This window comes from Companilactobacillus halodurans, from assembly GCF_009600985.1.
GTDB classification, from domain to species: Bacteria; Bacillota; Bacilli; order Lactobacillales; family Lactobacillaceae; genus Companilactobacillus; species Companilactobacillus halodurans.
Map to the genome: position 1 here is coordinate 1 of NZ_VDFP01000051.1, position 3,604 is coordinate 3,604.

Sequence of the window (3,604 nt, forward strand, 5' to 3'; positions counted from 1 at the left end):
TCTTAACAAAAGCTGTATCGCCAACGTCATCACCATTGATAATGTTCCTTGCGTTAAGATTAAATAATTGAGCTTTGCGAAGTCCCTCTTCTTTTTCTAACTTCTCAAAGGCTTCTTTCATTAAATACCTACGTCCCTTAAAATTATGGGCATCCGATGAAAAAATAAATCCTAAATTGGCTTTAATAATTTCTTCAGTAAGTGTTTGGACCTTCTTACCAAAAACACCAAGATAACTACTACTTGTCAATTGTGTTAAACATCCCATTTTAACGAAATCATATAATTTATCAGGATCTTCCTGAATTCCATGATTACGCTCTGGATGGGCAATAACCGGCGTTATACCACGGGTAGTTAAATCAAAAATCATATCCGCTGTATACTCAGGAATACCATCATGTGGCATCTCTAACAATATATAACGATTAGTTTCATCCATGAACAGAATATCATCTTTAGCAATGGCATCCATTAGTTCCCCTGTTAGATGAACTTCTTGACTAGCAAACACACTCAACGGTATTCCCGCATTATCTAAAGCTTTTTGAAATTCATTAGTCTTTCTGATCACATCTTGTTTGTGATTAGTGTATTCCCCATCCATATGGTGAGGAGTTACCAAACTATTGGTAATTCCTTGATCTACAGCTGCCTTAGCCAAATCTAATGACATCTGCATATCTTTGGAACCATCATCAACGCCTGGCAATATGTGGCAATGCAAATCAATTAATTTCATTTCTCTTTCTCAGCTCCATAGTATCCACCATAATAGCCTTGTGACTTTTCTTTTGTGACACGATTCATAATTACACCCAAAATATTAGCATGAACTGTATCTAATAATTGTTTAGCATGTGCAACCCCAGCTTTTTCAGCAATCCCTTGAGGCACAACCATTACGACACCATCTACTTGAGTAGCAAGAACTTGCGCATCAGTAACCGAATTAGCAGGTGGAGCATCCATTATTAATAGTCCAAATTTGTCCTCAAGGCGATTGATTAAGTCCTTATTTCTCATACTACCTAATAATTCTGAGGGATTAGGCGGAATCGGCCCACTAGTAATAACGAATAAATTTTTAACCATTGTTGGTTGAACGACATCCTCAAATGAAGCATTTCCCAATAAGTAACTTGAAAGTCCGACCCTATTACTTACATTAAAAGTTTTATGAATTGTCGGACGACGAAGATCGGTATCAACTAACACAACCGTTTCACCTTGTTTAGCCCAAGTTACTGCAACATTATTACTTACTGTAGACTTACCTTCAGATGGAGCAGATGAAGTGAATAAAATTGAATTTAATTTTTTATCTACAGATGAAAATTGGATATTAGTTCTAATCGTATTAAATTGTTCTGAAATCGTACTGGTAGGGTCATCATAAGTAACCAAGCCAACACCATTTTTCCGACTATAATTATCTAACTTTGTAGTTTTCTTCTTAAATAATGCCATTTTATTCCCTAGACCCTTCTATGATTTCTTGATGATTTATTAATACTCAACTTAGATTGAACTTTCTTATGTTCAACGACTTGTTCAGCGGCTCTTTCAATGTCTTTTTGATCAATTTCACTAACTGTGCCTAAACTAGTTAGCCCTAAATCATCTGTTAAGAAATTCTGCGTTGTAACTGTTCTATCAGTTATTTCACGAACAAATGCTAATGCAACACCTAAAATCAACCCTAAAACAATACCAACCAAAACGTTCAAAGTCTTTCTAGGACTGACAGGTTTAGTATTCGTTTCAGCTTCAGAGACAATTGAAACATTGTTAACACTCATAATTTTAACAACCTTTTTCTTAAAAACCTTAGCTGTCATATTGGCAATTGCTGCCGCTGTGCCAGCATCTGTAGATTTAGCTGTTACTGAAAACACTTGAGAATTTTGAGAATTACTAATCGATAGTGATCCTTTCAATGCTCCCATAGAACCTGGATAACCAGGATAGCTGCTAACTTTCTTATTAACATCTTTTAAAACAGTAGGACTAGTAATAATATCCTTATAAGTACTGATCATCTGAACATCAGCCTGAACCTGCTGGAACTGTGCCGACTGCATGTCCTCTGATAATTTACGATTGACCAAAATTTGTGTAGTAGCGCTATATTTTGGTGTCATAACGAAAAAGGTAACAAAAATCGCTGCCAAAGTAACAACAATAGTTGTCCCGAAAATTGCTTTTATATGTTTGCGTAAGATGCCTACGATCTGCATCATACTAATATTTTGTTCTGATTCCACTTCGTCCTCCGAATATATACAATATAATGTTATTTATATACATAAAAACCCCAGCTTAATAAAGCATGTATAAAAAAAGTATAGTCCATTAACTCGTCCCAAACAATAATTCTTGACCACTTATCTAAGTTATTGTTACGAACATCTTCTTTAACATCACTAATAAACTCCGCAAATTCAGCTGGAATGTGCTTGTCAGTTAGAACAGTTTTAGTTGCAGCTAAAGCATCCTTAAGATCAGCTTCATCTAATTTTTCTTGAAGACGGTCTTGCTGTTCTTTTAAGGCTTGTCGTTGCTCTTCTAAATCGGCTTGGGCCTTCTCACTAGCATTCATGCTGGCTCGTTTTTCACCCTTTTCAAGCCATTCTTGTTCCTTTTGCTTAAGCTCCTTTTCAAAATCATCCCGCAGATTGCTTTCTACTTCTTTAGCCTTAGAGGCCATCATCTTTCCAATATCATCCTGTGTGTAGGTCTTGCCAGCTGGCTTTGGATTTTTACCATCAGGATTTGGGTTGGAATCGTTTGGCTTAGGTTCTGGGTTAGGATCAGCAAAAAATTGCAAATTTGTTTTCATCATCAAAATTTCTTTTTAAGTCCGTAGACTAAATTGTTTGTAAGTGCAATAACTAAATCAATTATTCTTTAACGCTTGTAATTGAGAAAAAGGCAAATCAAAAATTCCTATTTTAAAAAGAATGGCACAATTGAATAACTTGTATGCAAATATTCAATTGCCTATAATTAGATTTAGAAGGATGCAATTTAGATAATGGAGGATTTGATATGAAAAGATTTGGACTTTGGTCAAAAATATCAATTATCATTTCTATATCTCAACTTTTATTAGCCATTTTTAAAGAAATTCAAAACTATAACAAATCTAAAAAACATCCTTCGAAAAATAAGAGAGGATGATGTTTTATGCATTGGTTATGGGTTTTAATTATTGGTGCCATCATTGGTACTATTGCTGGAGCAATTACTAGCAAAGGAAAATCAATGGGGTGGATTGCTAATATTGTTGCCGGATTAGTTGGTTCCTCTATTGGAGAAGCTATACTGGGATCTTGGGGCCCTCAATTAGCCGGAATGGCAATTATTCCTTCAATTATTGGAGCAGTAATTGTTGTTGCTTTAGTTTCTTTCTTTGTCGGTAAATCAAAGAATTAGTTTTTAAGCTTCATTTAAGGTTCTTATACTAAATTATAGATGCTAACTTAGTTAGCACCCCTCATCAGGTTATGCTGACAAATTTGTCCAAAAATTCGGATTAAATTTGAAAACTAAAAAAAAGAACAGCATTTATTAAGAGATTTAGGTATTTTTTACATACCTC

The 3,604-nt window shown here is 34.8% G+C and carries 6 protein-coding genes; 2 read left to right on the forward strand and 4 right to left on the reverse strand.

Annotation, left to right across the window (positions count from 1 at the left end):
- The 4 genes from FHL06_RS12105 to FHL06_RS12120 form a co-directional block, all read right to left on the reverse strand.
- The coding region (locus FHL06_RS12105) for a tyrosine-protein phosphatase (protein ID WP_153386833.1) at positions 1-742 on the reverse strand (742 nt) is incomplete at its 3' end.
- Entirely contained in the window at positions 739-1,470 is a 732-nt protein-coding gene (locus FHL06_RS12110) for a CpsD/CapB family tyrosine-protein kinase (RefSeq protein WP_153386835.1), read from the reverse strand. The genes FHL06_RS12105 and FHL06_RS12110, both read right to left, overlap by 4 nt.
- 8 nt (positions 1,471-1,478) lie before the next feature.
- The gene (locus FHL06_RS12115) at positions 1,479-2,267 is read right to left on the reverse strand and encodes a YveK family protein (protein WP_182083340.1); all 789 of its coding nucleotides are present in this window, start codon (positions 2,265-2,267) and stop codon (positions 1,479-1,481) included.
- Between the two features lie 29 nt (positions 2,268-2,296).
- Positions 2,297-2,845 carry a DUF4355 domain-containing protein gene (locus tag FHL06_RS12120; RefSeq protein WP_238334038.1) on the reverse strand — a complete coding sequence of 183 codons (549 nt, stop codon included), beginning with the start codon at positions 2,843-2,845 and terminating at the stop codon, positions 2,297-2,299.
- A 206-nt stretch (positions 2,846-3,051) separates the two neighbouring features.
- Between FHL06_RS12120 and FHL06_RS14960 the strand changes: the two genes are divergently transcribed.
- Positions 3,052-3,183, forward strand: coding sequence for a hypothetical protein (locus FHL06_RS14960; protein ID WP_016511903.1), 132 nt, complete (start codon positions 3,052-3,054; stop codon positions 3,181-3,183).
- Between the two features lie 6 nt (positions 3,184-3,189).
- Positions 3,190-3,438 carry a GlsB/YeaQ/YmgE family stress response membrane protein gene (locus FHL06_RS12125; RefSeq protein ID WP_057881678.1) on the forward strand — a complete coding sequence of 83 codons (249 nt, stop codon included), beginning with the start codon at positions 3,190-3,192 and terminating at the stop codon, positions 3,436-3,438.
- The last annotated feature ends 166 nt before the right edge of the window (positions 3,439-3,604 follow it).

Excerpts from the sequence above, each read along its gene's own strand:
- FHL06_RS12110 (WP_153386835.1), bottom strand. The coding sequence starts at position 1,470 with ATGGCATTATTTAAGAAGAAAACTACAAAGTTAGATAATTATAGTCGG.
- FHL06_RS12120 (WP_238334038.1), bottom strand. The coding sequence starts at position 2,845 with ATGATGAAAACAAATTTGCAATTTTTTGCTGATCCTAACCCAGAACCT.
- FHL06_RS14960 (WP_016511903.1), top strand. The coding sequence starts at position 3,052 with ATGAAAAGATTTGGACTTTGGTCAAAAATATCAATTATCATTTCTATA.
- FHL06_RS12125 (WP_057881678.1), top strand. The coding sequence starts at position 3,190 with ATGCATTGGTTATGGGTTTTAATTATTGGTGCCATCATTGGTACTATT.